The organism is Bacterioplanoides sp. SCSIO 12839 (assembly GCF_024397975.1).
Taxonomy (GTDB): Bacteria; Pseudomonadota; Gammaproteobacteria; order Pseudomonadales; family Oceanobacteraceae; genus Bacterioplanoides.
This window is the reverse complement of record NZ_CP073745.1, coordinates 2079932-2105693: the sequence shown is the minus strand read 5'-3', so window position 1 is coordinate 2105693 and position 25762 is coordinate 2079932. Positions and strand designations below refer to the sequence as shown.

At 47.9% G+C, this 25762-nt stretch carries 19 protein-coding genes and 1 tRNA gene; 13 read left to right on the top strand and 7 right to left on the bottom strand.

Annotation, left to right across the window (positions count from 1 at the left end; all coding sequences use genetic code 11):
* Positions 1-51 precede the first annotated feature (51 nt).
* From KFF03_RS09720 to KFF03_RS09710, 3 genes are all read left to right on the top strand, one after another.
* Positions 52-351 carry an HU family DNA-binding protein gene (locus KFF03_RS09720; protein ID WP_255860889.1) on the top strand — a complete coding sequence of 100 codons (300 nt, stop codon included), beginning with the start codon at positions 52-54 and terminating at the stop codon, positions 349-351.
* 14 nt (positions 352-365) lie between these two features.
* Positions 366-442, top strand: a tRNA-Asp gene (locus tag KFF03_RS09715).
* 84 nt (positions 443-526) lie between these two features.
* A complete protein-coding gene (locus KFF03_RS09710) occupies positions 527-2356 on the top strand; it encodes a SurA N-terminal domain-containing protein (protein ID WP_255856696.1) in 1830 nt (609 codons plus the stop codon).
* An 86-nt stretch (positions 2357-2442) separates the two neighbouring features.
* Here the strand turns inward: KFF03_RS09710 and KFF03_RS09705 are convergent, their stop codons facing one another.
* From KFF03_RS09705 to KFF03_RS09695, 3 genes are read right to left on the bottom strand one after another with little or no spacing between them, the layout of a single operon-like run.
* The gene (locus KFF03_RS09705) at positions 2443-3045 is read right to left on the bottom strand and encodes a YigZ family protein (RefSeq protein ID WP_255856695.1); all 603 of its coding nucleotides are present in this window, start codon (positions 3043-3045) and stop codon (positions 2443-2445) included.
* Between the two features lie 23 nt (positions 3046-3068).
* Positions 3069-4148, bottom strand: coding sequence for a methyltransferase (locus KFF03_RS09700; RefSeq protein ID WP_255856694.1), 1080 nt, complete (start codon positions 4146-4148; stop codon positions 3069-3071).
* Positions 4148-4483 (bottom strand): hypothetical protein, encoded by a 336-nt coding sequence (locus tag KFF03_RS09695; protein ID WP_255856693.1) that lies wholly within the window; start codon positions 4481-4483, stop codon positions 4148-4150. Before KFF03_RS09695 ends, KFF03_RS09700 begins: the two co-directional genes overlap by 1 nt.
* A gap of 211 nt (positions 4484-4694) precedes the next feature.
* On the opposite strand from KFF03_RS09695, the gene KFF03_RS09690 reads away from it, so the two are divergent.
* Complete coding sequence (locus KFF03_RS09690) at positions 4695-5606, top strand: DUF4062 domain-containing protein (RefSeq protein WP_255856692.1); 912 nt, start codon at positions 4695-4697, stop codon at positions 5604-5606.
* A 13-nt stretch (positions 5607-5619) separates the two neighbouring features.
* On the opposite strand, the gene KFF03_RS09685 is transcribed toward KFF03_RS09690, so the two are convergent.
* The gene (locus KFF03_RS09685) at positions 5620-5949 is read right to left on the bottom strand and encodes a metalloregulator ArsR/SmtB family transcription factor (protein ID WP_255856691.1); all 330 of its coding nucleotides are present in this window, start codon (positions 5947-5949) and stop codon (positions 5620-5622) included.
* 204 nt (positions 5950-6153) lie between these two features.
* Between KFF03_RS09685 and KFF03_RS09680 the strand changes: the two genes are divergently transcribed.
* From KFF03_RS09680 to sthA, 3 genes are all read left to right on the top strand, one after another.
* Positions 6154-7182, top strand: a complete 1029-nt coding sequence (locus KFF03_RS09680; RefSeq protein ID WP_255856690.1) for an FAD:protein FMN transferase — start codon at positions 6154-6156, stop codon at positions 7180-7182.
* A 27-nt stretch (positions 7183-7209) separates the two neighbouring features.
* Positions 7210-7443 carry a (Na+)-NQR maturation NqrM gene (gene nqrM / locus KFF03_RS09675; protein WP_255856689.1) on the top strand — a complete coding sequence of 78 codons (234 nt, stop codon included), beginning with the start codon at positions 7210-7212 and terminating at the stop codon, positions 7441-7443.
* 116 nt (positions 7444-7559) lie between these two features.
* Positions 7560-8951 carry a Si-specific NAD(P)(+) transhydrogenase gene (sthA, locus tag KFF03_RS09670; RefSeq protein ID WP_255856688.1) on the top strand — a complete coding sequence of 464 codons (1392 nt, stop codon included), beginning with the start codon at positions 7560-7562 and terminating at the stop codon, positions 8949-8951.
* A gap of 80 nt (positions 8952-9031) precedes the next feature.
* On the opposite strand, the gene KFF03_RS09665 is transcribed toward sthA, so the two are convergent.
* Positions 9032-9346 (bottom strand): SCP2 sterol-binding domain-containing protein, encoded by a 315-nt coding sequence (locus tag KFF03_RS09665; RefSeq protein WP_255856687.1) that lies wholly within the window; start codon positions 9344-9346, stop codon positions 9032-9034.
* 253 nt (positions 9347-9599) lie between these two features.
* Here KFF03_RS09665 and sohB point away from each other — a divergent pair, with 253 nt between their 5' ends.
* Together sohB and KFF03_RS09655 are read left to right on the top strand one after the other, a co-directional pair.
* On the top strand, positions 9600-10664 hold the full coding sequence (sohB, locus tag KFF03_RS09660) for a protease SohB (RefSeq protein ID WP_255856686.1): 1065 nt from the start codon (positions 9600-9602) through the stop codon (positions 10662-10664).
* A 41-nt stretch (positions 10665-10705) separates the two neighbouring features.
* Positions 10706-11698: a YhdH/YhfP family quinone oxidoreductase gene (locus tag KFF03_RS09655; RefSeq protein ID WP_255856685.1), complete on the top strand. Its 993-nt coding sequence runs from the start codon at positions 10706-10708 to the stop codon at positions 11696-11698.
* Positions 11699-11816: 118 nt separating this feature from the next.
* Here the strand turns inward: KFF03_RS09655 and KFF03_RS09650 are convergent, their stop codons facing one another.
* Together KFF03_RS09650 and KFF03_RS09645 are read right to left on the bottom strand one after the other, a co-directional pair.
* Positions 11817-13721: a methyl-accepting chemotaxis protein gene (locus KFF03_RS09650; RefSeq protein WP_255856684.1), complete on the bottom strand. Its 1905-nt coding sequence runs from the start codon at positions 13719-13721 to the stop codon at positions 11817-11819.
* 97 nt (positions 13722-13818) lie between these two features.
* A complete protein-coding gene (locus KFF03_RS09645) occupies positions 13819-15081 on the bottom strand; it encodes a hypothetical protein (protein ID WP_255856683.1) in 1263 nt (420 codons plus the stop codon).
* A 118-nt stretch (positions 15082-15199) separates the two neighbouring features.
* On the opposite strand from KFF03_RS09645, the gene ald reads away from it, so the two are divergent.
* From ald to recD, 4 genes are all read left to right on the top strand, one after another.
* A complete protein-coding gene (ald, locus tag KFF03_RS09640; RefSeq protein WP_255856682.1) occupies positions 15200-16315 on the top strand; it encodes an alanine dehydrogenase in 1116 nt (371 codons plus the stop codon).
* A gap of 64 nt (positions 16316-16379) precedes the next feature.
* Positions 16380-19910, top strand: a complete 3531-nt coding sequence (gene recC, locus KFF03_RS09635; protein WP_255856681.1) for an exodeoxyribonuclease V subunit gamma — start codon at positions 16380-16382, stop codon at positions 19908-19910.
* Positions 19910-23743 (top strand): exodeoxyribonuclease V subunit beta, encoded by a 3834-nt coding sequence (gene recB / locus KFF03_RS09630; RefSeq protein WP_255856680.1) that lies wholly within the window; start codon positions 19910-19912, stop codon positions 23741-23743. The genes recC and recB overlap by 1 nt, the downstream gene beginning before the upstream one ends.
* Positions 23736-25760, top strand: coding sequence for an exodeoxyribonuclease V subunit alpha (gene recD, locus KFF03_RS09625; RefSeq protein WP_255856679.1), 2025 nt, complete (start codon positions 23736-23738; stop codon positions 25758-25760). Before recB ends, recD begins: the two co-directional genes overlap by 8 nt.
* Positions 25761-25762 lie beyond the last annotated feature (2 nt).

Sequence of the window (25762 nt, the reverse complement as noted above, 5' to 3'; positions counted from 1 at the left end):
CTTAACTATTTTTTGATTAGCGATCACCCAGTCGCATAACAAGAATTCACAATTGCGCACAGAGTAAGGGGATTAAGTGTGAACAAGTCAGAATTGATCGACGCTATTGCTGCTTCCGCCGACATTCCAAAGGCAGCGGCAGGACGTGCATTGGATGCCATGATTGACAGCATCGGTAATGCGCTGAAAGAAGGTGATCAGGTTGCCTTAGTTGGTTTTGGTACTTTCCAGGTTAAAGAGCGTGCTGCTCGTACTGGTCGTAACCCACAAACGGGCGAACCGATTGAAATTAAAGCGGCGAAAGTACCTGGTTTTAAAGCCGGTAAAGCGTTAAAAGACGCTGTAAACTAACGCCAACTGAATCTGGACTGGTAGTTCAGTTGGTTAGAATACCGGCCTGTCACGCCGGGGGTCGCGGGTTCGAGTCCCGTCCAGTCCGCCAGATCGAAAGCGCATCAGTGATGCGCTTTTTTTATACGCAGTTAATCGATAATGCGGCACCTATTACAATCCTTCAGGAGGAAACATGTTGCAGACGATGCGCGATAATGCCCAAGGCATGGTCGCTAAGGTAATCGTATTTTTTATTATCCTGGTGTTCGCCCTTTGGGGAGTTGAGAGCATCGTAAGTCTGGGTGGTGGTGAGCAACCACAGGCGACCGTTGGTGGTAAAGAAATTACGGAATTAGAAGTTCAGCGTTTAGTTGAGCAACAAAAAAATAATCTTCGCCGTCAGTTTGGTGAGCAATATAATGAAGACTTATTTAATGAGGGCTTCTTGCGCCAATCTGCTCTGGAGCAATTAGTTAACCAAAAAGTAGCGTTGGTTCAGGCTGAAGAAATGGGTCTTTTTGCTTCAACTCAGGCGATTGATGAGCAAATCGTTGCAATGCCAGCGTTCCAGCTGGATGGTAAATTCAGCAAAGAACAATTTCAGAATATTCTGCGCTTAAATGGATGGACACCTCTGAGTTTCCGTGCAGACCTTGCCAACGATATGAAGGCTACCCAGGCACGTGCAGCATTTGTTTTAAGCTCAATTGATACGCCATTTAACGTACAGCTGAACGAAGCGTTGAATAATGAGCAGCGCACCTTCCGTTACGTTGAGGTGTCAGCAGACGATTTGAAAGCTGACATCCAGATTTCGGATGAAGAGGTCCAGGTACGTTATGATGAAACCAAAGAGCGCTACAAAACGGATGAGAAAGTTGCCATTCAATATGTGCAATTGAATCGTGCTGCGTTGGCTGCTGATCAGGAAGTAACGGATGAAGATCTGAATCTTGCCTACGAAGATTATGTTGCCGCAGCACGAGCGGATGAGCAGCGTGCGTCCAGTCATATCCTGATTGAGATTAATGACGAACGTGATGGTGACGCAGCCAATGCTCTGGCTGAAGAAATTCGCGCTAAGTTAGATCAGGGACAGGATTTTGCCGAATTAGCAAAAGAATACTCCGATGATATTGGCACCAAAAATGACGGCGGTAACCTGGGTCTTAACACCAAAGGTGCGTTTGTCGCTGAATTTGAAGATGCCTTATATGCCTTAGAGAAAGGTCAGGTTTCTCAGCCGGTAAAAACAGAGTTTGGTTTCCATATTATCCGTCTGGATGACGTGGTCTCTGACGAAGTTAAATCGAAAGCCGAGATGACTGAGCAGCTGACGGCTGACATTCAGGCAGAAAAAGCGGCGGCGGAATTTGCTGAGCTACAACAGGAGCTGTCAAACGTGGCTTTCTCAGCGGGCTCTATTGAAGAAGTTGCAGACATTATGTCTTTGGCTGTTGCGAAAACCGATTTGTTCTCCCGCATCGAGGGTAATGGAATTGCATTGAATGCCGATGTTCGTCGCCAGGCATTTGAAGATGCGATTTTGCTGGATCGTGAAATCAGTCCGGTTATCGAAACCGCAGATGCAGCCTTAGTTTTTGCGGTTGTTGAGCATCAGCCTTCCGAAGTTAAAGCATTAGCAGATATCAAAACGGCGATTGTTGATTCAATGGTCGATGAGCGTGCGTCTGAGTTGGCAAAAGAGCGTGCCGATGCAATTCTTACGGGTGGAGATGCTGAATGGCTGACAGTGACCACCAAGTTTAATGAATCATCGGATGCGCCTCGTTCTGTTCAACAAAAAGCCTTTGAGCTAACTCTGAATAATTCAGAAATTGTTACCACTCCAGGTGGGCACTCTGTTGTTGTGGTTGACAATATCGCTGAAAAATCCTGGCAGGATATGCAGCTGAGTGATGAGTTGGTGGAGTCAGGCCGAACTCAACAAAGCCGTTCGGATATGCTGAGTTATCAGGCTTGGGCGAAAGAGAATACAGAAATCACCCGTTCGGGTAGTTAGTTTCGAGCCGTTGATTCTGTTCGACATAAAAAATGCCACATCAAGTGGCATTTTTTATGTCTGCTGTTTATGGAGTGAAAGGATATTTACGGACAATGAAATTTTAAATTTCGTTGTTTTAGTTTGATGGTTAACTCCGCAAGTTGGGCTTGAGCTAACCGAAGCTTTAAAATGATTCCGCTTGGTTGGTAAGCAACTTCTTCAATGTTAGCCTCATGCTGTTGCGCCAGATGGCGGACAATATTTTCTTGGGCAAAGTCGACTTCAATCTCAATATTGACCTGTGCTACAACTGGTTTGACCTGTTCTTCCTGTAATTGCTTGAGAGCATCAGAGCACGACTGGCTGTAGGCGCGCTGTAGCCCCCCGGTACCGAGTTTGGTGCCGCCAAAATAACGGGTTATCAGCACGGCACAGTTAACAAAGTCGTGGTGGCGAATCACTTTCAGAATTGGCATTCCGGCAGTGCCGGATGGCTCGCCATCATCGCTGAAGCCTTCATTAATCTGATTGTTGTTGTTCAGCAGGCGAAAGCCAGAGCAGACATGGCTGGCTTTGGGGTGCTTCTGTTTCAGCTCTTCAATGCGTTGTTTGATGTTTTGTTCATTGTCACACGGCATCAGCTCTGCAATAAAGCGACTGCGTTTTTCTTCGATTTCATGCTCTATCGTTACCAGAGGATATTTCATGTGGGTTTGTACTCAGGGCGCAATCAGCGCTTTGGAATCTTGCAGTGGAAAACAGTAAATTTGTTGTCTTTGTGAATGCTATCAACGTGTTTAAATAAACGGGTCAGCTCTTTCTGATAGGGCAGGTGGCGGTTGGCTACAATCAACATCTGACCATCCTTCGATAAACGTTGCTGGCTTTCCCGGAACATATTGATCGCTATATTGGTTAACTCCTTGTGACCATCATGATAAGGAGGATTGCACACGACCCAATCAAGCTGTTCGCTAACGGCAGCCAGGCAATTACCATGTCGCACTTCAATATCCAACTGATTGGTTTCAGCGTTACTCATAGCTGATTGAGTAGCGACATAGGAGTCGTCAGTTGCAATCACACGGCAGTGTGGCTGATTCTGTTTGATGCTCAGCCCAAGTAAGCCATTGCCGCAGCCAAGATCGCAGACCGTCCCTTGATCAATGACGGTGAGGTAGGGAAGTATGACCCGGCTACCGATGTCCAGTTTGTTGCCTGAAAAGACGCCGGGTGTCGCATTAAGCTTAAGCGTGTCATTGCGATATCCGGAGTCTTTAGGTTCTGGTATACCCAGCTCTGTCAGTGTTAGCAGGCGTGCCTTTTTTTCGATTAGGGATTGATGGTATTGACCGCAGTGCGTTTCCAGCCAGTTCAGCCATGAGACAGGAATGTGCTTTGCCATGCCGGCCAGATAAATTGGGGTGTTGTCGGGCAGGTTGTTTTGACAATGGTGGAGCCAATATTTCAGTTGTTCGAAATTTTTCGGAATTTTTATCGCTACTTGCTTAATCAGAGTCCAGTCAATGTTGCTGCTGTCTGTGCAGGCGGCCTGAAATACATCCGCGGGGAAGTTATTCTGCAGATTGTTTATGCGGGCAGAAATAGCACAAGCACTGTCGCACCAACTCTGGTGTTGTTTAAAGGAGCACGCCAGTGCTCCGTGTCGATCGTTGATAATCAGTGTTTCAGCATGTCGATCTAGCTGTCTGGAAAGGAAGCTGTCGGCGGCATCCCAAGGCATTGAGACATGCTCTGGTACATGGGGAAAGCACTCAAGTGTCAGTTGAGTTTCAGGCCAATAACTCATCAGTAGATATCGTTAAAGTTCTTAGAGTCCAGTTGATCAAACAGGCCTTTATCCGATTTCTTATCTTTCTCGGGTTTATCTGGCTGACTATCAGTTTCCGCTTTTTTATGAGGGAGATGCGCTTCCGCTTCCTGTTGTTGCTGTTCCTGAATTGCTTTTGCTTTTGCTTCAGGGTTTTCAGCGAGAAACTTTTCATAGGCAGACAGATTACGTTTGCCCTTGATGCGTTTTTTGCTTTGGCGATCATTGCCAGCTTCGCGCTTAAGTTTGGAGATGCTGCCGGTTTTCACTTTGTGGATGCGGCTGAGAGAGCGGGTTTTCTTCTTGCGAGTCATTGGAGGAAGATTTTAAAGAAATAGAACCCAATTTTACCCTAAAGGCTCAGATTTGTAACGGTTTTACAATTGTTACGGCGTAACCGTTTGTCCTGCTTATGTGAGCACTGTTATAGTAAAGCGTATTGTCTGCTGCAGATTTATCTCTGTATTGCGTTAGTTTGTGTTGTTGTTACGTTGTTGTGAAATAAGAAGGAACCGGTAACTCCAAATGCCAGAACAAAAACACTACCTGGTTTATCTTGCCTCTACTGCTGAAGGACTTGAGCTTGAGCGTTATGAAGTTGAAAGGCAGCTTGCTCGTAACAGCATGATTAACACGGGTTTTGCCTATCGCGAAGATGCAGGCCCTTATGACTGGAATCTTGTCCGCTCCCAGATCGAAAAGTCCGATATGTTTCTGTTACTGCTGGGCGATAGCTATGGGCCAATGTCACCGACGGGTATCAGTCATCTCCATCGTGAGTTTGTGCACGCACAAAGTATTGGCAAGCCGATTATGGCTTTTATCAAAAATACCCTGCCCACGAAAAACCTGAGCGAAGAGCAGCGTCGGCTCAACGGTTTCCACCGCATTATTACTCAGCATGCACAATACAAGTTGTGGCACTTGCGTGATGAGCTTTTGTCACATGTAAAAGCCAGCCTGGCGACAGCAAAGTTGAAGGGAGGCTGGCTGCCAGCTTTCAGACAGGTTGCTCAGGAGCCGCCTGTTGTGGCTAAAAAAGAGGCTGTCGGCACAAAAATGACGGTTCAGCAGCGTTTAGCGCGTGCAAGGCAGGTGATTAGTTTGCAGGTTGCAGCGAAGGTTTATGAGGCTGGTAACCTTACCCGAGAAGAAGTTTTTCTTCCTGTCAGATCCGATCAGTTACTCCAGGGTGTTGCTCATTTGTTGCGCAGTGGTGCCAGTGAAGACCGTTTACGTGCTCAGCTTGAAGGTGTGATTTCCAGAAAGATTTCCGAGCAATTGCTCAAACGCCACCCTCAGGCCCATGCGGTTGATGATGTAAAAATCAGTCGGGGTCAGTTTCAGCAAATTCTTAAAAACTGGGAGTCTTTGGGATTGGTTTCCGGTAAGGGAGAAGCAGGCCGTTCTGTATGGATGGTGGCTGAAACGGCCTGATTACTGATGAGTGTCAGGCTGGACCGAGCAAATTTTGTTTTTGTTCCAGCTCCAGTTTCATGCTGTCACATACAATGTTGCAAATATCAAAAATAAACGGCGCATCAATGCTGAAGAACGCCATATTTCCTTCCTGGCGTCGTTTGACCATGCTATGGCTGCGAAGCGTCGAAAGGTGTTTAGATACATTGGGCTGTGAGGCTCCGGTTGCTTGCACCAGCTCAGTCACTGATTTTTCTCCACCTTGTAATTGGTGAAGAATTTTAAGCCGCATTGGGTCGGCTAATAATCGAAAGCGCTGAGAGATTAACTCAAGCATTTCATCGGACATTACTTCTTGCATCGATGTGTTCTCCAGAATAACTGCAAAAGTCTACTTGATAATCGTTTACGACCCAAATTCCTTTTTTTTGATTTTTAATTCTATTTAGTTATAAGTGGTGCACTATGTTTTTATAACGCCGTATTTAAGTTGCCGAGATATCAGACTTCGTTCGCATGGTTTATACTCACGACGCCATCTTTATGGCCTTAAATCAGGTGGAAAATGTACAAGCTTTTGTTGTCGGTTGTTGCCGTATTGCTGCTGAGCAATTGTGGATTGCCTGCGAGCGAACGTGTTTACAAAGTTTCTGGCCCAACCATGGGGACTTTGTATCACATCAGTTGGGTAGATCAGCAGGATCGCACGTCACAAGTTAAATCACGTATTGACCTGCGTTTGCAGGATATTAACAAAATCATGTCGACTTATGATTCAACGTCTGAATTATCCCGGATAAATCAGTCGACAATGTGGCCTGTTCAGCAACGGATCTCGACTGACTTGTCGGATGTGTTGGCGAAGGCCTTACAAGTGAATCAGCAGTCTTCCGGAGCTTTTGATATCACCGTTGGTCCGTTGGTGAATTTGTGGGGGTTTGGCCCGGATGGTTCGCCGGATAGAGTGCCTGAAGATGATTTGCTTGAGGAGGTACTGACGAGTGTCGGCAGCGATGTGGTTACTTTGTCAGGCCAAAGTTTGTTTATATCAGAAAAGCGCTACCTTGATTTATCCGCCATCGCCAAGGGGTGGGCGGTTGATGATATTTCACTGCTGTTAGAAAGTTACGGTATCGAAAATTATTTAGTCGAGATTGGTGGTGAAATCAAAACAGCCGGTGTAAAGCCCCAGAAAGTTTCCTGGAAAGTGGCTATTGAGCGGCCTGACGTCCATTTGCAGCAAACAGCGCATCGGGTTTTTTCGCCTGGAAATCGTGCTCTAGCAACTTCGGGTGACTACCGAAACTTTTTTGTAGAGAATGGCATTCGTTATTCTCACACGATTTCTCCGGTGAACGGATTTCCGGTCGAACATGAACTGGCTTCTGTTACCGTGGTCAATAACAGTGCGGCTATGGCTGATGCCTGGGCTACGGCTTTGAATGTCGCTGGTCCAGCAGATGGAATGAGGCTGGCTGAGGCGCTTGAACTCGGAGTTTATATGATTGTTCGTGATCAACATGGAAATCTTTCAGAATTGACTTCGACTACCTTTAATAAGTGGTTTCCTGAGTTTCTGGATCAGATTCCTTAGGATGTATTAATCAAAACGAGTAAAACTATGTCTACTTTAGTGATTGTATTTGGCGCGATGCTGTTTTTTGTTGTCGCAATGGCCGTTGGTGTTTTGCTGGGACGTAAACCCATTTCGGGTTCTTGTGGCGGTATGGCTGCCATCGGTATGGAAAGTGCGTGTGATGTATGCGGTGGCGATAAAGGCAAATGCGAGAAAGAAAGCAAAAAAGCGGCAGAAGCTTCTACTGGTGCGGATTTCTATGATGCGACTAAGCGCTAATCCTGCGTTTTTATACTAAGCAACTATAATAAAGACGCTTGTAATAACAGTGCATATAATAACAACGTCTATAATAGCAAGCAGCAAACACATTACTGAATGATGGAGTAACCAGCATGGCAGATTATCATTACGACGTAGTCATCATTGGCGCAGGCCCGGCAGGGGAAGGCGCGGCGATGAATGCGGCCAAAAATGGAAAAAAGGTTGCGGTCGTAGAAGATAAAAATATGGTGGGTGGTAATTGTACTCACTGGGGCACCATACCTTCCAAAGCACTGCGACATGCGGTTAAACAAATTATTTCATTCAATACCAATCCTATGTTCCGGGAAATTGGTGAGCCACGCTGGTTCTCTTTTCCACGGGTATTGAAGAGTGCCGAGCGGGTAATCGCCAAGCAGGTTAAACTGCGTACCGAATTTTATGGACGTAATCGCATCAGCGTTTATACCGGTAAAGCACATTTTGTCGATGAGAATACCATCGATGTCTTTAACGGTGCTGTGTCAAATACTCGGCTGCATACCAAAGAAGTGGTGATTGCAACGGGATCAAGCCCTTGGCGTCCATCAAATATTGATTTCACCCACCCACGTGTTTACGACTCGGATACGGTGCTGCAGTTAGAGCACACGCCTCGTACTATCATTATTTACGGCGCGGGTGTTATCGGCTGTGAATATGCCTCAATCTTTTCGGGGTTAGGGGTAAAGGTTGATTTGATTCACCCTGGCGATCGTTTGCTGAACTTCCTTGATGACGAAATCTCTGATGCATTGAGCTATCACCTGCGTGATAAAGGCGCTTTGATCCGCCATAACGAGCAGTTTGACTCTCTGGAGATTAATGAACGTTATGTCACCATGCGTATGGCGTCGGGTAAAAAAGTAAAAGCCGATGCCTTCTTGTGGGCTGCTGGTCGCAGTGGTAATACCAAAGAGCTGGGTCTGGAAAATATTGGCCTGGAGACCAATAGCCGTGGTCAGTTAGACGTGGATCAGGAATATCGTACTGCAGTCGACAACGTCTATGCCGTGGGTGATGTGATTGGCTGGCCAGCACTGGCTTCCGCCGCCTATGATCAGGGGCGTGCAGCGGCTGCAAAAATTTCTAAGCCTGAAGATTTTCGCTTTGTCAGCTCCGTACCAACCGGAATTTACACCATTCCTGAGATTAGCTCGGTGGGCAAAACTGAGCATCAGTTGACGGAAGAGAAGGTGCCTTACGAAGTGGGTCAGGCATTCTTCAAGAGCATTGCTCGAGCCCAGATTACCGGCGAGGGTGTGGGCATGCTGAAGATCCTGTTCCATCGTGAAACTCTGGAATTACTCGGCATTCATTGCTTTGGTGACCAGGCCGCTGAGATTGTTCATATTGGCCAGGCGATTATGGAGCAAAAGGGTGAGGGCAATACGCTGAAATACTTTGTTAACACCACCTTTAACTATCCAACCATGGCTGAAGCCTACCGGGTTGCGGCCCTGAATGGTCTGAATCGTCTTTAAGCGATTCAGATTCAGACCAAAAAAAACCGCTGATACCCTAAGGTGTCAGCGGTTTTTTATTTGCTTGTTATCAGCAAATATTAAGCAGGGAACAGTTCGCCCAGCTTGGTAGCCAGCATCATGTCGCCTTCAACGCGCAGCTGACCAGACATGAATGCTTGCATGCCGTCAGTTTCGCCAGAAGCGATACCAGCAAAAGTATCAGTGTTCATGATCAGAGTTACGTTAGCGTCGTCGTTTTCGCCAGCAGCTACAGAGCAAGTGCCGTCGTTAACAACCAGGTGATAAGTTTCACCATCTTCAATGTTGAATTGGAAGATCAGGTCCAGACCTGCAGCGGCGGCTGCGTTGAACTTGCTGTTCATGGTTTCAATGATTTCTGCAACAGATGCCATAACATTTTCCTTCTTATTACTTAAATAGGACAGGTACACAGCTGAGATGTTACTGATTCAGCACCCTGTCTGGGTATGTCGTTATCTGACGCTGTCACTCTATGAGGACTCGGGCAGGGTGTCAATTGAAATTCATACGATTGTTTGAATTTTATTATCGGCGTTGCTTTGTTTGTTCGCCGCGGGCTTTGCGCTATCCTTGCCATCTTTATTTTAACAGGGCCAGCGATGGCTTTTGATTAAGGAAACATTTGTGGAATTTTTAGTTGAATACGGCACCTTTCTGCTGAAAGCCGTAACCATTGTGGTATCGATTCTGATTGTTGTCGGCGGCATTATCTCTCTCAGTGCCCGGCCTAAATCTCAGGCCGATGGTGAACTGGTCATCAAGAAACTGAACGATGAACTGGATGACCATAAAGAGCAGCTTGAAGATGCCATTCTTGATAAAGAACTTTTGAAGAAGATGGCTAAAGACAAAAAGAAAGAAGAGAAAGAAAAAGAGAAAACGGCTAAAAAAGCCGCCAAAAGTAAGGCTGAAACCGAATCTGAAGAGAAAAAACGTGTTTTTGTTCTGGACTTTGATGGTGATATCAAAGCCAGCGAGGTCGAATTGTTACGCCATGAAATCAGCGCGATTTTGACCATGGCAACCCCGGATGACGAGGTGGTTGTAACCCTCGAGAGCGGTGGTGGCATGGTGCACAGCTATGGTCTGGCGTCGTCACAACTGCAGCGCATCCGAGACAAAAAAATCCCGCTGACCATTTGTGTTGATAAGGTTGCGGCAAGTGGGGGTTACATGATGGCCTGCCTGGCCGATAAGATTGTGGCGGCTCCATTTGCCATTATTGGTTCGATTGGTGTGGTTGCCCAGTTACCAAACTTTAACCGCTTATTGAAAAAACACGATGTTGATTTTGAGCTGTTCACTGCGGGTGAATACAAGCGCACCGTGACCATGTTTGGCCATAACTCTGCCAAGGCCAAAGACAAGTTCCAGTCAGACCTCGAAGATACCCATGAGCTGTTTAAGGACCATGTGGGCCAATACCGCAACAACCTGAACGTAGAAGCCGTAGCAACCGGTGATATCTGGTACGGCCAGCAGGCATTAGAAAATGGTCTTATTGATCAAATCGGGACCAGTGACCAGTATCTGGTAGATGCCTGCGAGCAATCGGATGTATTCACCGTTCGTTATGAGTACAAAAAGACCTTGCAGGAGAAGTTAGGAATTGCGGTTCAGCACGGTGCTGAATCGGCATTTACCCGACTGTTAACGGCAGCGAATAATCGCATGCAAAGCAAAAGCTGAGCATCTGCCAAACAAAAATAACAGCAGCTAAAGGTACCTTTATGACATTTCTGGCTTATCGGGTTGAAGAAACCGATCAGGGCATGACAGCAAGCTGGCAGGAGCAAACACCTGATCAGTTGCCTGAGGGAGACGTTGTGATTGAGGTGGATTATTCATCCGTCAATTACAAAGATGCGTTGTCAGCGAATGGCAACAAGGGTGTTACCCGTGAATACCCTCATACTCCGGGTATCGATGTGGCAGGTACCGTGATCAGCTCAACCTCGGATGAGTTTTCTGCAGGTGACTCTGTGGTCGTCTTTGGTTATGACCTGGGTATGAATACCGCGGGTGGTTTTGGCCAGCAGGTGCGTGTGCCTGCAAACTGGGTTTTACGTCGTCCGGAAGGATTGTCAGCCGCTCAGGCGATGTCCTGGGGAACCGCAGGTTTCACCGCAGCATTGAGTGTGCAGAAGCTTGAACGTAATGGCATTAAACCAGAGAACGGTCCGGTCGTTGTTACCGGGGCTACCGGTGGTGTTGGCTCTGTTGCGGTCGCTTTGTTAGCCAAGCTTGGCTATGAAGTCCTGGCGGTAACGGGCAAACCAGAGCAGCAGGCCTTTCTTGAAGGACTGGGCGCTAAGGGCTTCCTGACGCGTGATGATGTGCTGGCGACCAAAGGTAAAGCGATGGCCAAACCTTTGTACCAGGCCGCCATTGATACCGTTGGTGGTGATCTGGTTTCCGGATTAATTCCTCAGATTAAACCAGAAGGCGCGGTGACGACTTGTGGCATGATTGCTGGTATTAAAGTAGAGGCCAGCGTTTTCCCGTTTATCCTGCGGGGTGTCAGTTTGTTAGGTGTTGATTCCGTTGAAATTCCACGAGCGGATAAGCAACTGGTATTGGATAAGGCGGCAGCTCAATGGCAGCTGGCTCAACTGGAAGATATGACGACTGAAATCAGCCGTTCGCAGCTGGCCGAGGTGTTGGCTAAGGTTCTGGCAGGGCAAGGTGTAGGTCGTTATCGCTTAGACCTGAATGCTGAGTAATTTCAGATAACCGCTTGATCGCTTTATTGGCGATATAACAAAACCCCGTTGTGCTGTGAATGAGCTGCATCGGGGTTTTGTTTTTTAACAGGACGCTGAAAGATGTTTCAATGGCCTGCTAAACGGTAAAACGACTGCTCTGTTGGCTCAGGTTATTGCTTTGTTGCGATACGGCATTAGCTGATGCAGCCACTTCCTGGGATTGAGTTAATAAGCCGGTTGCCGATTCATCAACCTGATAAATGTTCTGGCTTATGTCGTTGGCCACCTGAGCTTGTTGTGTGCCAGCGCTGGTCAGCTGTTGAATCACGCCGTTAATGCTGGCCATGGATGACAGAATAGACGTCATTGCTTCACCGGTTGCCAGTGATTCCTGCTCCCCCTGATTCGCTTGTTCACAAGCATTGTTCATTGCTACAACGGCTTCCTCGGCAACGGTTTGCAGGCTGCCAATGGTTGACTCAATCTCTTCTGTCGATTCTTGTGTACGAGTTGCCAGAGTTCGGACTTCGTCGGCGACAACGGCAAACCCGCGGCCCTGTTCACCAGCTCGTGCAGCCTCGATAGCCGCGTTCAGGGCGAGCAAATTGGTTTGTTCTGCGATGGTTTTAATCACGTCGGTGACGCCGGCAATTTCTGCGGTTTGAGCGGCCAGGGCCGAGATGCGATCAGCCGCATCACGGATAGTCGTTGCCAGATTGCGAATCACCGTAGCGGATTGCTCGCTGCGCTCCGCGCTGGACTGTGCCGTTTCCTGGGTATTGTGGCTTTCCTGCTCAGCATCACGGCACAATTGGTCAACCAGTTGGGCACTGTCTTGCAGACTGCTTGCTGCAACAGTAATGCGCTCAACTTTTTGCTTTTGTGAGGTCCCGAGGTCACTAAGCTGATGAGCTGAGTCGTTCAGTTGTGTTGATGTGGATGATAAATTCCGGGTGTTATCGGTGATGGCGCAGACGGTTTCCCGCATTTGGTTGATGGCGATGGCAAGCGAATTGACCACATGCCCAAGCTCGTCTTTGCCACTTTGTGGGTAACCACCTGCCAGGCGACCATGTTCAATATCGTCTGCCATGCGAGCAACTTGCTGGATATTATTACTCAGCGATAAATTCACGGCCGTTAATAAATAAACGGCAATGCCAGCCATGATCACAAAAATAGCAGCGGATGTGAGAAGTCGGGTCGAGGACTGCTGTAAGTGCTGTTCATTTTGTTGCTGAAATTCGGCGTGCAATTGCTCATCAAAAGCCATCATGTTATCTGCTACTTGCTGACCTTGGTTGTACATCTGATCGGCCGACACACTGAGTGAATTACTGTCGATATACTCGCGCTGGATCTCGCTCAGGAAGGCCGATGTGGTCTGTTGGTGGTTGCGCCAGGGTTGTTTCAGTTTTTCATCCAGCAACATAATTTTATTGTCCAATGCTTCTTGCTGGATCATGGCCTGGCTGAAGAGTTGGCTGAGGCCAATATAGCCATCCGGGCTGAATTGCCCGGCTCTGGCCATATTAACCGCATGGCTGGTCAATGCAGCTAATACGCTGGCGAAACGGGGAATATCAATGCTTTGTAATTGACCAATAACCACCGTTTGCTGGTGTTGATCAAGTAATAGCCCTGAGGTGAGTGCCTGCGATTCTAAAGCTTGCTCAAGCTGTTGCATCCACTGCCGGAACCTGGCGACATCACCGTTACTTGATGTGGCGATTTTTTGCAGACGTTGCGATGTTTGTGCGTCGACGGATGCCGGAATGTGTTGGCTCCAGTTAACAGGCTGACCACTTTTGCTGGCCAACAGCTGATCTTTGATGGACTGATTATGTGCTTTTAATAACTGATAATTTTGCTGTGCGGCGAGTTGCTGGCTACTGGCTTTGCTGATCGCTTTATTTTCTGCCTGAAAAATAAACCAGGCGCTATAGAGCATGGGTAATGAAAAGAGAGCAATAATCAGCCAGAATTTTTTGCGGAACTCGATATCCGCTAACCAGTGAGTTCCAGGCAACGAAGCAGGCATAAACAGCATTTCCAGAGAATAAGTTAAGAATAACTATAGTCGATTAAACGGACTTCGCTGCTGCTGGAAAAAGCTGTCTACAACAGGGGCTTAATGCTCAGAGGCTGTTTATTTTACTGCATAAAATATCATATACCGTGCCTACACCGGCCATTTCAAGGTTGTAGAACTGGTTGCCATCGTAGTCCTGGCGAAAACGAACTTGCTGAAAGCGACAGCGACCATCCGGGTGTTTCATGGTGACAACCCCTTGAATAAGCTTGCCGGTAATGATGCCGGTCAGAGGGTGGCGTGTTGTAGACCAGTTATTGCTGGTGAAATACGCTGAGAGAATGGTTTCCTGCCACTGCCAGTCGGCAGCCCAACGCTTGGCAGCCGTTAATGCCTGCTGCGCTTCGGTTGTATTCTGATAGCCTGCAACGGGTAACTCGCGTTGTTGCGTTTGTTGTTGCTGTTTTTCCTGTGCGATACGCAAAAATTCAGCTCGGGTCTGGCTGAAATAGTTCGCCATCAACTCATCAATCGCTTGTTGTTTGGCCGTGTCAGCCAGTAGTTGACGGACATAAGCCTGGTTGTTTGAGAGTAGGTTATATTGACTGTGTTGCCCCCACTCATCTTTGCCAAAACCACCGGCATTGGCAAAGGTATAAATCAATACACCGTCTTTAATGTCGAATAGGTAATAGCTGCCGGAATTGCGGTAGACATCGACCCCAATAATGCTGCTTTCATGTGGAAGATATTCATAACTCTCTGGATTGCAGCCTTCGCAAGGGTGTACTGAAATGGATTTAGGCGAGCCGGCGATGAATTGTACGCGGTAACTGTTTTGTGCTTTGCCCCGGTGAGTCATTGGGCTGGCCAGGTGGTAGGTGCCTGCTGCATGGGCCATGGCTCCAACTTCCTGATTCATTATCTGATGCGACAAACGAATAGCAAACTGTTCGATTTCTGCTCTGGCAATTGAGGCCGCTGTTGCAGGATTGCGGGAGTAAATATTGGCATGGCCAATCTGACTGAATACCGCATTACCCAGCATCTTATCGGGCTGGACCAGGATAAAACTGTCTGCATCAAACTGGATCAGATACAAGCCCGATGTCATAAAAACAGGTACTTTCAGCGTTTCTGAAGGTTCCGCCTGATATTGGTAAACCGCAGGTGGACAGTTTTGGCAGGCCGCTGTGGCAATGACTTTTTGTCCTTTGAGCTCACCATACTGCACAAATACTTTCTTCTGGCCGCGTTCCGGCTGGCCTAAGTGGTAAACACCGTTCACCGTCTCTTCGCTCAGGTTTGCCTGTAGCGGGTGAACAAATGAGAGTATTAATGTGGCCAGCAGAGCATTAAAAATACGCATACTCAGTCCCTTGGGTAGATTAAATTGATGTAAGAATGCGGTGGTTATCCGCTAAACTCAAGTAATAGATCGGAAAAACAAAGCAGCAGGATGTGGCTGGATTACTACCGAGGTGCTTATGCGAATTGGTGTACCGAAAGAATCCAAAAATCATGAATATCGTGTTGGCCTGACGCCGGCGAGTGTCAGAGAGCTGGTACAGTTTGGTCATGAGGTGTTGGTGGAGCAACATGCCGGTAAAGCGATCGGTTTTTCTGATGAAGATTACCAGGCCTCAGGCGCAGATGTTGTGGCGACAAAGTCCCAGGTTTTTGCCCAATCCGAGTTAATAATCAAAGTCAAAGAACCACAGCCAGATGAAGTGCACTTATTTCATGACCATCACACCTTATTTACTTACCTGCATTTAGCCCCAGATCCGCAACTCACACAGGCATTGCTGAAAACTGGCGCGACCTGCATTGCCTACGAAACGGTTACGGATAACGCTGGCCGTTTACCTTTATTAGCCCCAATGTCTGAGATTGCCGGACGCATTGCCGTGCAGGCAGGCGCACGCAGTTTAGAAATGGAAGCGGGTGGTCGGGGCGTATTGTTATCCGGTGCCCCCGGAGTGCCGGCAGGCAATGTGATTGTGTTAGGCGGTGGTGTGGTGGGGCGCAACGCGGTGGCCATTGCTGTTGGTATGGGGGCGCATGTGACGGTACTGGATACTTCGCTGGTAACCTTGCGTGAGCTGGATCTGTTATGGGGAAATCGCATTCATACCCTGGCCTCAACTCAAACCACGCTGGACAGTTTGCTGCCGAGTGCTGATCTGGTGATTGGTGCGGTATTAATTCCTGGCGCCCGGGCTCCCAAATTGGTGACTCGTAATCACCTTGAGTCAATGAAAGCCGGTGCTGTGGTCGTCGATGTGGCCATTGATCAGGGCGGCTGTGTTGAAACTGCACGTCCGACGACGCATAGCCAGCCGACCTTTATTGAACAGGGAGTGGTGCATTATTGTGTCGCCAATATGCCTGGGGCGGTAGCTAGGACCTCAACGCTGGCGCTGAATAATGCGACTTTGCCATTTGTTTTGGCGTTGGCGAATCAAGGCATTGTGGCCGCTCTGCGCAACGACCCTTATTTGTTACAAGGGCTGAATATCTGGCAGGGGCAGCTGACCAGCCCGGAAGTGGCGGCCAGCCAGAATGTTCCTTATGCCAATCGCCAGGATCTGATTCATTGATTTGATTATTTTTAGCGACTGATTTGTTACCCTAGCAGCGATTATTTTTGTTGTCAGGGAACGCATGTTTCACCTTTACCATTCCAATGATTTAGACGTCTTACGCGGCATTCTGGTTAATCGTATGGCGGACAATCCGCCATCGCCGTTTGAGCAGGAAGCCATTCTGGTTCAGAGTCAGGGCATGGCACATTGGCTGAAACTGCAACTAGCGGATGGTTTGGGCATTGCCGCACAAATTGATTTCCCGCTGCCCTCAAGCTTTGTCTGGAAAGTGTTTAACAGTCTGAAGCCGGAACTGCCGGAACGCTCTCACTTTGAAAAACAAGCGATGGCCTGGAAGCTGATGCGTCTGCTGCCTCAATTGGTTGATGATGAGCCTTATCAAGCCATTGCCCATTACCTGAAGAACGATGATAACGGCCTGCGTTGTTATCAACTTGCCCATAAAATTGCCGACGTGTTTGACCAATATCTGGTCTATCGCCCGGATTGGTTGCTGGCCTGGGAGGCGGGTGATGATGACATTCTGGATAGTGACGTTTCCCGTCATCCATGGCAGCCACATTTATGGCGTGCGCTGGTAAAAGACAGCGCCGCCTGTGGTCATTCACTCGATCACCGTGCCCGGTTAGCCCAACAGCTGGAATCTCTGGTAGCGCAACATCCCGAACGATTACAGGACTTACCCAAGCGCTTATTTGTGTTTGGTATTGCGGCCTTACCCGGCAGTTATTGGGATGTGTTACGGGCCATTTCTCCCGTTATTGATGTGCATTTCTTTTTATTAAACCCCTGTAAAAATTTCTGGGGTGACATTGTTGATGACAAACGGCGCTTGCAGATACTGAAAAAACAACCCGACGCCATTGATTATTTTGACCGTGGCAATCCGTTGTTGGCTTCTTGGGGCAAACTGGGGCGAGAGTTTCTGACACTGGTTCATGAGGCTGATATTGCTGATATCGAAGCCTGGGTGGATGACAGTGAAAACAAAAACGACAACGCAAGCACTAACACCAGCACAAACCTCAAGCCCTTATTAAAACACCTGCAGCAAGCCATCCTGGAATTACAGGATCAGCAATGCCAGGCATTTTCTGCCGCTGCGCTGGAGCACAGTGAGTTCAAAACCGTTATTGCCCGTGATGATGACAGCATTCGTTTTGTTGCGGCACACAGCCCGCTGCGGGAAGTGCAGCAATTACACGATCAGCTGTTGAGCTGGTTTGACGCTGATGCGAATCTGAAACCACGCGATGTGGTTGTTATGGTGCCCGATATTGATCAATACGCACCGTATATTGACGCGGTGTTTTCCTCCGTTGCAGACCATACCCGCATCCCCTGGGCCATCGCGGATCAGTCGATGTCTCAGGAAAACCCGCTGTTAGAAGGCTGGCTCAATTTATTAGGTTTAGCCGACAGCCGTTTATTGGTAACCGATATACAGGACTGGCTCGACATCAGCGCTTTGCGGCATCGGTTTGCCATCAATGAAGATGAGCTGGACACCATCAAAGACTGGCTGCAGCGGGCCGAAATTCGCTGGGGTCTGAATGCTAAACACCGCCAGCAGTTGGGGCTGCCGGAATTCGAACAAAACAGCTGGCAAAAAGGTCTGCGCCAGTTACTGCTTGGTTTGATGCTACCTGATGATGCCGGGCAGTGGCAGGGCGACTACGGCGTTGCCGCGGTTGAAGGTAATGCGGGGGAATTACTCGGTAAGCTGATGGCATTGTTGGATCAACTGGAATATTGGCAAACATTATTGAGCCAGCAGCACACGGTTAATGACTGGCAAGTATTACTGCTGCGTTTGATTGATGACTTCTTTGAGCCGGATGTAACTAATCCACATGATCTGAAATCCGGCCTGGCCGATAATGCGTCACTGCAAAAAATCCGCGATGTGATACAGCGTTGGCAAGAAGGCCTGGAAGACTCTGGCTACCAACAAACCTTATCGCCTGCGGTGGTGAAAAGCTGGTTTGTTGAACAGCTGGGACAGCAGGGCGGTTGGCAACGCTTTTTAGCCGGCCCGGTGAATTTCTGTACCCTGATGCCGATGCGTTCGATTCCGTTTAAAGCGGTTTGCATGTTGGGTATGAATGATGAAGATTACCCTCGTCGGGTAACGCCGGTGGGTTTTGATTTAATGGTTTCGGGTAACAGTCGTCGCGGTGATCGCTCCCGCCGCGATGATGACCGTTATTTATTTTTAGAAGCTCTGTGCTCCGCGCAGCAACATTTATACATCAGTTACCGGGGGCGTGACTCCCGTGAAAACACGGAGCTGCAACCGTCGGTATTGGTCAGTGAGCTGCAGGATTATATCGTTGACAGCTTTGTGTTGCCCGGCGATGGAAGCTTGCCGCACAAACAAAGCCGCAAAAAATTACAGCAGCATCTGATTAAAGCATTACCGTTGCAGCCCTTTAATGCCAATGAATTTAACAGCTACCAGAAACTGTGGGCGCAAGTCGCCAATGCCACAGAAACTCCTGAGTCACTCACGGACTTTTTACAGCAGCCGCTGGATATTCCAGACGACATCGATACCTCGGAAGTCAACTGGCAGGATGTAAAAGATGCACTGGCACACCCGGCCCGGTTTTTTATTCAGCGCCGGTTAAAATCCAGTCTCGATATGTATTGGCAGCAGGAACAAACTGAAGAACCGTTTGCGCCTAATGGGCTTGAATTATATCAGTTGCGTCAGCAGTGGATGTCGGCGTATGAGCAGCAGGGTGATGAGCCGTCCGATTTTTTATTGCGTCAACAATCACTGGGGAAATTACCGGTTAATCAGCTGGGTTCTGTTTGGTCTGAAGATATTCAGGATGAATTGTCGCCACTGGCACAAACGTTAGTCGTTCAGTGTCAACACCCTGTGGTAGCCACCACCTTGCAGTACGAATTATCAACGCCTGAAAATGAAAACCAGCGACGCTGCCATATTATTGCTGAGTTGCAGCAGGCGTATCACCAATCGGATCAAAAATCGGACCTGGGTTCAGCAGACCATCAATTCATTATGTATCGTACCGGTGCGATTCGGGGCGAACACTTGTGGCGGGTCTGGCTGGATTTATTAATGGTGTCAGCCGCGAAACCTGATTTTATTCAGCAAGCGATTGTTTATGGGATTAATAAAAAAGATAAAAAGTCCGATGAGAATGGTCTGGTGAAATATCGCTTAGTCGCGCCGTCAGCCAGCCTGGCAAAAAAACGCATAGAGCAATTAATGAGCCTTTATTGGCGTTGTTGGCAGCAACCTCAGCCTTTTATTGCCGGGTTGTTATGGGATTCTCTGCTGTTACCACAACATCAGGAAGGACAAGCGCAAGACGACTCAGAAACATGGCAAGAGGCATGGGATGCCTGGCAGAAGTTGATTCAGAAAATGCTGAATACCGATTTTTCGGTGTTTTCGGACAGTTATTGGTTACGGTGTATGCCTGATATGGCCAGTCAATTTCAGGATGAGACGTTTGTAAAACAATGGTTATCCGACTTTCAGCCGTTTGTGCGTGATATCGAACAGCATTTAATGACAGATGAAAATGACTATGAATGTGGGAGCAACAGCTGATGCAACCATTAGATATTCGCTCGTTCCCATTAACCGGACAGTCGTTAATTGAGGCCAGTGCCGGGACCGGAAAGACCTATACCATCACGGCGCTTTATAATCGCCTGTTATTGGCACACCGGTCTGAGTTGCCACGTTTGGGATGTGATCAGATTCTGGTGGTGACTTTTACCCGGGCGGCGACGGAAGAATTACGCGGCCGAATCCGCGAGCGCATTCGCGACAGTTTTGAAGATTGTTTGCGTCTGTTAGCCGGTAATCAGGCTGAGGATCAAAGCTTCGCACAATTAATAGATGATTTATCGGCAGCCGATGCTGACTCATTGGATGTTCAGCAGTTAAGTGCCTGGTTGCAGGCGAATCTTGCACAGATGGACGAAGCTTCGGTGTACACCATTCATGGTTTTTGCCAGCGAATGTTAAAGCAGTTTGCCTTTGATTCGGGTGTGATGTTTGATGCCGAGTTGGTGCTCGACAGTGAGACGTATTTAAAACAGGCTTGCGAAGATGTCTGGCGTCAGCAGAGTTATCACTTAAATCACGAGCAGGGGCGGTATTGGCTGAATCGTTATGCTGGCCCGCAATCCTTATTACAGCGCTTTCGCAGCTGGTTATCTCGCCCGGGATTGCGGTTTATTCCCGAAGCGGATCACACATCCGAATTTACCCAGAGCTGGAAACAGTTGCAGCAAGACTACACAAGGTTAGCCGATTTCTGGCAGCAATTGGGAAATGACAATATCACCGACATCATCGCTCAGTCTGGCGTCGATAAACGTTCTTATAGTTCCAGGAATTTACCTAGCTGGGTTAAAGCTGCGAGTAGCTATTTTTCAGCGGGGTCTGTATGGCCGGTGAATGATAAGGTGGAAAAATTCAGTGCGGCTTTGCTGCATGAAAAAACCAAAAAGGGAATGCCACCGGAACATTCTTTATTCGATCAGATTGAACATTATCTTGCTCAGGCAAAATCGCTGACGTTACAACTGGATATCACGTTATTCGAGCAGGTACGAGCGCGTTATTTTGACTTGCTTGAAAAATCAGCGGCATTAACGCCTGACGATTTATTGCGCTTATTATCCCTGGCACTTAAAAGTGAGCAAGGAGAGCGGCTGGCACAACAGATTCGTCGTTGTTATCCGGTTGCAATGATTGATGAGTTTCAGGATACCGACCCGCAACAGTACGAAATTTTTAATGCGATTTATCCCGCCAAGCCGCACTGCACCGATATCGCTGAGTCCGAAACGTCGTACGGCTTGTATATGATTGGTGACCCGAAACAAGCGATTTATGGTTTTCGCGGCGCGGATATTTTTACCTATATTGAAGCGCGACGTGCGTTACAACCACAACAACGATTTACGCTGGATACCAACTGGCGCAGTCATTCGCAGTTAATTTCTGGAGTCAATCATTTATGGAGTATTAATTCCAGCCCGTTTGTCTTTGATCAGGATATTGAATTTGTGCCGGTGAAAGCGGCAGGAAAACACGACGCGCAAGGTTTTTTACTTGATGGTGAACCTCAACAGCCGCTGCAGATCTGGTCTGGTTTTGACGAGTCAATGTCACGATTACAGGCACAACAGCAAGTGGCGGAACAATGTGCACAACAAATTGCCGGTTTAATTTATGGCGATTATGGCACGTTAGGTCATGCACCGGTTGATGCAAAAGATATTGCGGTACTGGTACGCAGCCGTCGTCAGGCCGGTTGGATTCGCGAGCAGTTATCTAAGCATCGGGTTGGCAGCGTCTTTTTAACCCGTGACAGTGTGTATGACAGCCAGGAAGCATTGGATTTATTGGCCTGGTTAACTGCCGTACATTCCCCTGCTGATGAACGCGCCGTACGCACGGCATTAGCAACGTCCAGCCATGGTTTGGACACTGAAATACTGAATACATTATTGAATGACGAACAACTTTGGGAGCAGCAGTTAGAACAGTTTTATCGCTTTAAGCAACATTGGCAAAAACGTGGCGTGATGGCTGCGATTATGTTGTGGCTGGAGACCCCCTTGCTGAGTGTTAACAAAACCGGTGCTGAACAATCTTTGGCGGTTTTTTTAAGGCAGAGCAGTGAGGGAGAACGGCGGCTAACTAATCTGATGCATTTAGGAGAGTTGTTGCAAACAGCATCACGTCGGATGCGTGGGCATCAGGGATTAATTCGCTGGTTTGGTGAGCGCATTTTCGATGAAGACCGCAGTGGTGAAGAAGCACAACTACGATTGGAAAGTGACGCGAACCTGGTCACCATTGTGACGATTCATAAATCCAAAGGACTGGAATATCCGCTGGTATTTTTACCTTACCTTTGGGATGACAGTTTTGAACCACAGCGATTAACTGAAGCGCAGTATTATCAGGGTTATTCTGAGGAAACTGAATCGTCGTCGCCAGTCAAACAGGGTGTTGTGCTGAATCTTGCCCCTGACGATGATGCTAAACAGTTAGCCATTCGTGATGCCAAAGCTGAATATTTACGCCTGTTATACGTTGCTCTGACGCGGGCCAAATATGGCTGTTTCATCTGGCTGATGAACGCGGTGGATGGTCGCAGTAAAAAGTCTGTCTTGTCCAAAAGTGCGTTGGGTTATTTATTAAATCTGGAGGCTGAACCCGATTGGCAGCAGTTGCAAACACAACTGAGCCACCCGGCTATTGTATTCGCGGAATTTCCTGACTGGCGTGATAATGCCTCGCTACAACGAACGAATCAGAATGATGATTCTCACGTCAGTGAAAAAACATTTTCAGCTTCTTTATATGATGAATGGCGGGTGAGTAGCTACAGCCAGTTAACCGCTGCAAGCTCCAGTCACACAACACCGGTTAAAACCAGCGCTGATGAGTCGCTGGATTGGCAAGATCCACAATTGGAAATCATGGACTGGGAAGTGGCAAACGATGGTCGTACAGAAACCAGTCAAACGGTGTTGAATCAGCAGGTTGCTCTGCGTTTTCCAAAAGGTGCAAACCCGGGAACATGTCTGCACGCTATTCTGGAGCATTGGGATTTTCAGGATCAGGCATCATTAATAGAAATTTGCCAGCAACAACTGAGTTATTACGGAATTAATCCGCTGGAAATAATCAGTAATAATGACGAACAGAATACCATGACGGATATTGCCTCCTGGTTAACTCAGGTGGTTCAGACCCCTTTGGTGGGTCTGGATAAAAATGGTCAGCCGCTGACGTTCAGCCTGGCGGATATCACGGCAGCGAATCGTCTTGATGAAATGGAATTTCATTTACCCATCGTCGGCCAGTTAACCAATCATGCCATTAATCAGTTAATGGCTGCACAGGCTGCAACGACACCCGATGCAGGCAATGCTGCGGCTCGCTTAACCTTTGACCCGCTCACCGGTTATCTCAAAGGATTTATTGACCTGATCTTTTGTTATCAGGGCCGCTATTACGTGGCGGATTATAAATCCAACCATCTGGGGGACCTGCCGGCTGATTATTTACACGAGTCGATGGCGCAATCAATGGCGGAACATCACTACGACGTACAAGCCTGGATTTACACTCTTGCGTTAGATCGGTTGTTGTCGCAACGGTTGCCGGATTATTCACCTGAGCAACATTTAGGTGGTGTGTTTTATTGTTATTTGCGTGGAATGACTGATGAGTTCTTAGCCGCATCTCGTTTGTTAAGCAGCACTCAGCCGCCATCAGCTGAGGCCGACTTATTTGCGGCAGAGCCGGTTATTGCGGATGTGTTATCACAAGCTCCGGGTGTATTTTATCAGCGAGTTGACCTGCAACGACTCAGTCAATGGAAATCTGCTTTTGGTTACTCAAATGATTAATAACTTGCCGGCAGCCGACGATAACGAGCGTTTTACACAACTTAAAGCCCGTTGCCTTGAATTGTGCGGCCAACATAAATTACGCCATATTGATCTGCACATGGCGGAACAGGTAATTGCTTATGAGCCCGACCTGAGTGATCAGCAGCGGATTATTTTGTATCTATTGGTGGTGTTGCTCAGTGACGCGTTAGCAAAAGGGCAGGTGTGCTTACCATTATCGGGCAAGCATGCTTCCTCTTCGGATAATATCGCGATGATGTTACCCGAGTTGGCTGTGTTCTGGCCTAAAGGCATTGTAGCCGATCAGGTGTTGTCTGAATGTGTATCGGTTTATTGTTATCGCCCTGACCAGAATTTTGATGAGCACTGCTTTGATCGCCGTTGGGAAAATCAACCGCTGGTGTTGGATCTCTGCTACCCACAGGCACGTTTGTATCTGGCGCGTTATTATTTTTATGAGCTGGCGGTTTATCGCTCGGTTCAGCTGCGCCTGAGCACTGTTCAGGAATCAGCACCAGTTAATGCAAACCTGAAACAAACCCTGCATCGTTTATTTATTCCCCGCTCTGATAACACCATTGATTGGCAAAGTATTGCCGCAGCGACGGCGTGCTTACAGCGTTTTACCGTGATTACCGGCGGACCGGGAACCGGAAAAACCACGACGGTAACGCGCCTGCTCAGTGCTTTGTTAAGTCAGCAGCCGGAGATGTCGATTGCATTGGCTGCGCCCACGGGCAAAGCAGCAGCACGCATGACCGAATCGATTCGTGGTGCCAAGTTAAAAGCTGCGCAAGAAAAAGAAACGTCCGGCGGCGAATTGCCCTTAGCCGAACGTATTCCGGATAATAGCTTTACTTTGCATCGATTATTGGGTTGGTCACCACGTGGTTTCCGTTATCACCAACAGCATCCGTTGCCTTACGATTGTGTGGTGGTGGATGAAGCATCGATGATTGACTTGCCCATGATGTCACACCTGATGCAGGCGCTGTCGGACGATACCCGGTTAATTTTGTTGGGTGATCGTGACCAGCTGGCGTCGGTTGAAGCCGGTAGTGTATTAGCTGATTTATGCGATGCAGGTCAGGAACACGGGTTGCAACCAGCTTTTGCAGAGCAGCTACAGCAACTGACCGGACTGGATCTCAGCGCGTATAAAACACAAAACCGCAGTCTGATGCAGAACGCATTGGCGCAATTGCGGGTGTCCCATCGGTTTGATGCAAACAGCGGCATTGGCCAATTAGCGGGTGCCGTCAACAATGGGGATGTGAATAAAGCATTGCGGTGTTTTAACCACTTCAGCGATATCGATATCTTTTGGCATCAGGACACCAGTGCCAACGATGTGTTGCAAAGCTGGCAGCCACATGTATTAAAAGGCTATCGCCATTATTGCAAAACGGTTATCGAGCAAGGGCGTCGACAGAATTTCAGTGCAATTCTCGAGGCTTTTAATGATTTTCAGGTATTACTGGCGACCCGTCAGGGATTAACCGGTGTTGAAGCGGTTAATCAACGCATCGAACAATTATTGCGCCCTCAACTGGATCCGCAGCAACAGTATTCCGGTGCCATGTATCCAGGTCGTGCCATTATGATTTCCCGCAATGATTATGATCTGGGGGTGTTTAATGGTGATATTGGTATTGTGGTTGAGGTACCCGGCGACGTTGCTGGTGAGAAAAAATTAAAGGTGGCTTTTCAAAGCCTGGATCAGGGACAAAGTCACATTCGTTTATTAATGAGCAATCGACTGCCTGAGCATGAAACGGCTTTTGCGATGACAGTCCATAAAAGTCAGGGATCTGAATTTAATAATGTATTTATGATGCTGCCTCAGCAATGGCAAAGTGTGATCACCCGAGAGCTGATTTACACCGCAATTACCCGGGCCAAACATCATTTCAGCTTATTAACCAGTATGCACAGTTTACAGACAGGTGCTGTGTCGCAGGTGAGACGAGCAAGTGGTCTGCGTGATCGGTTATGGGAAGAACCAAAAGGATAAAA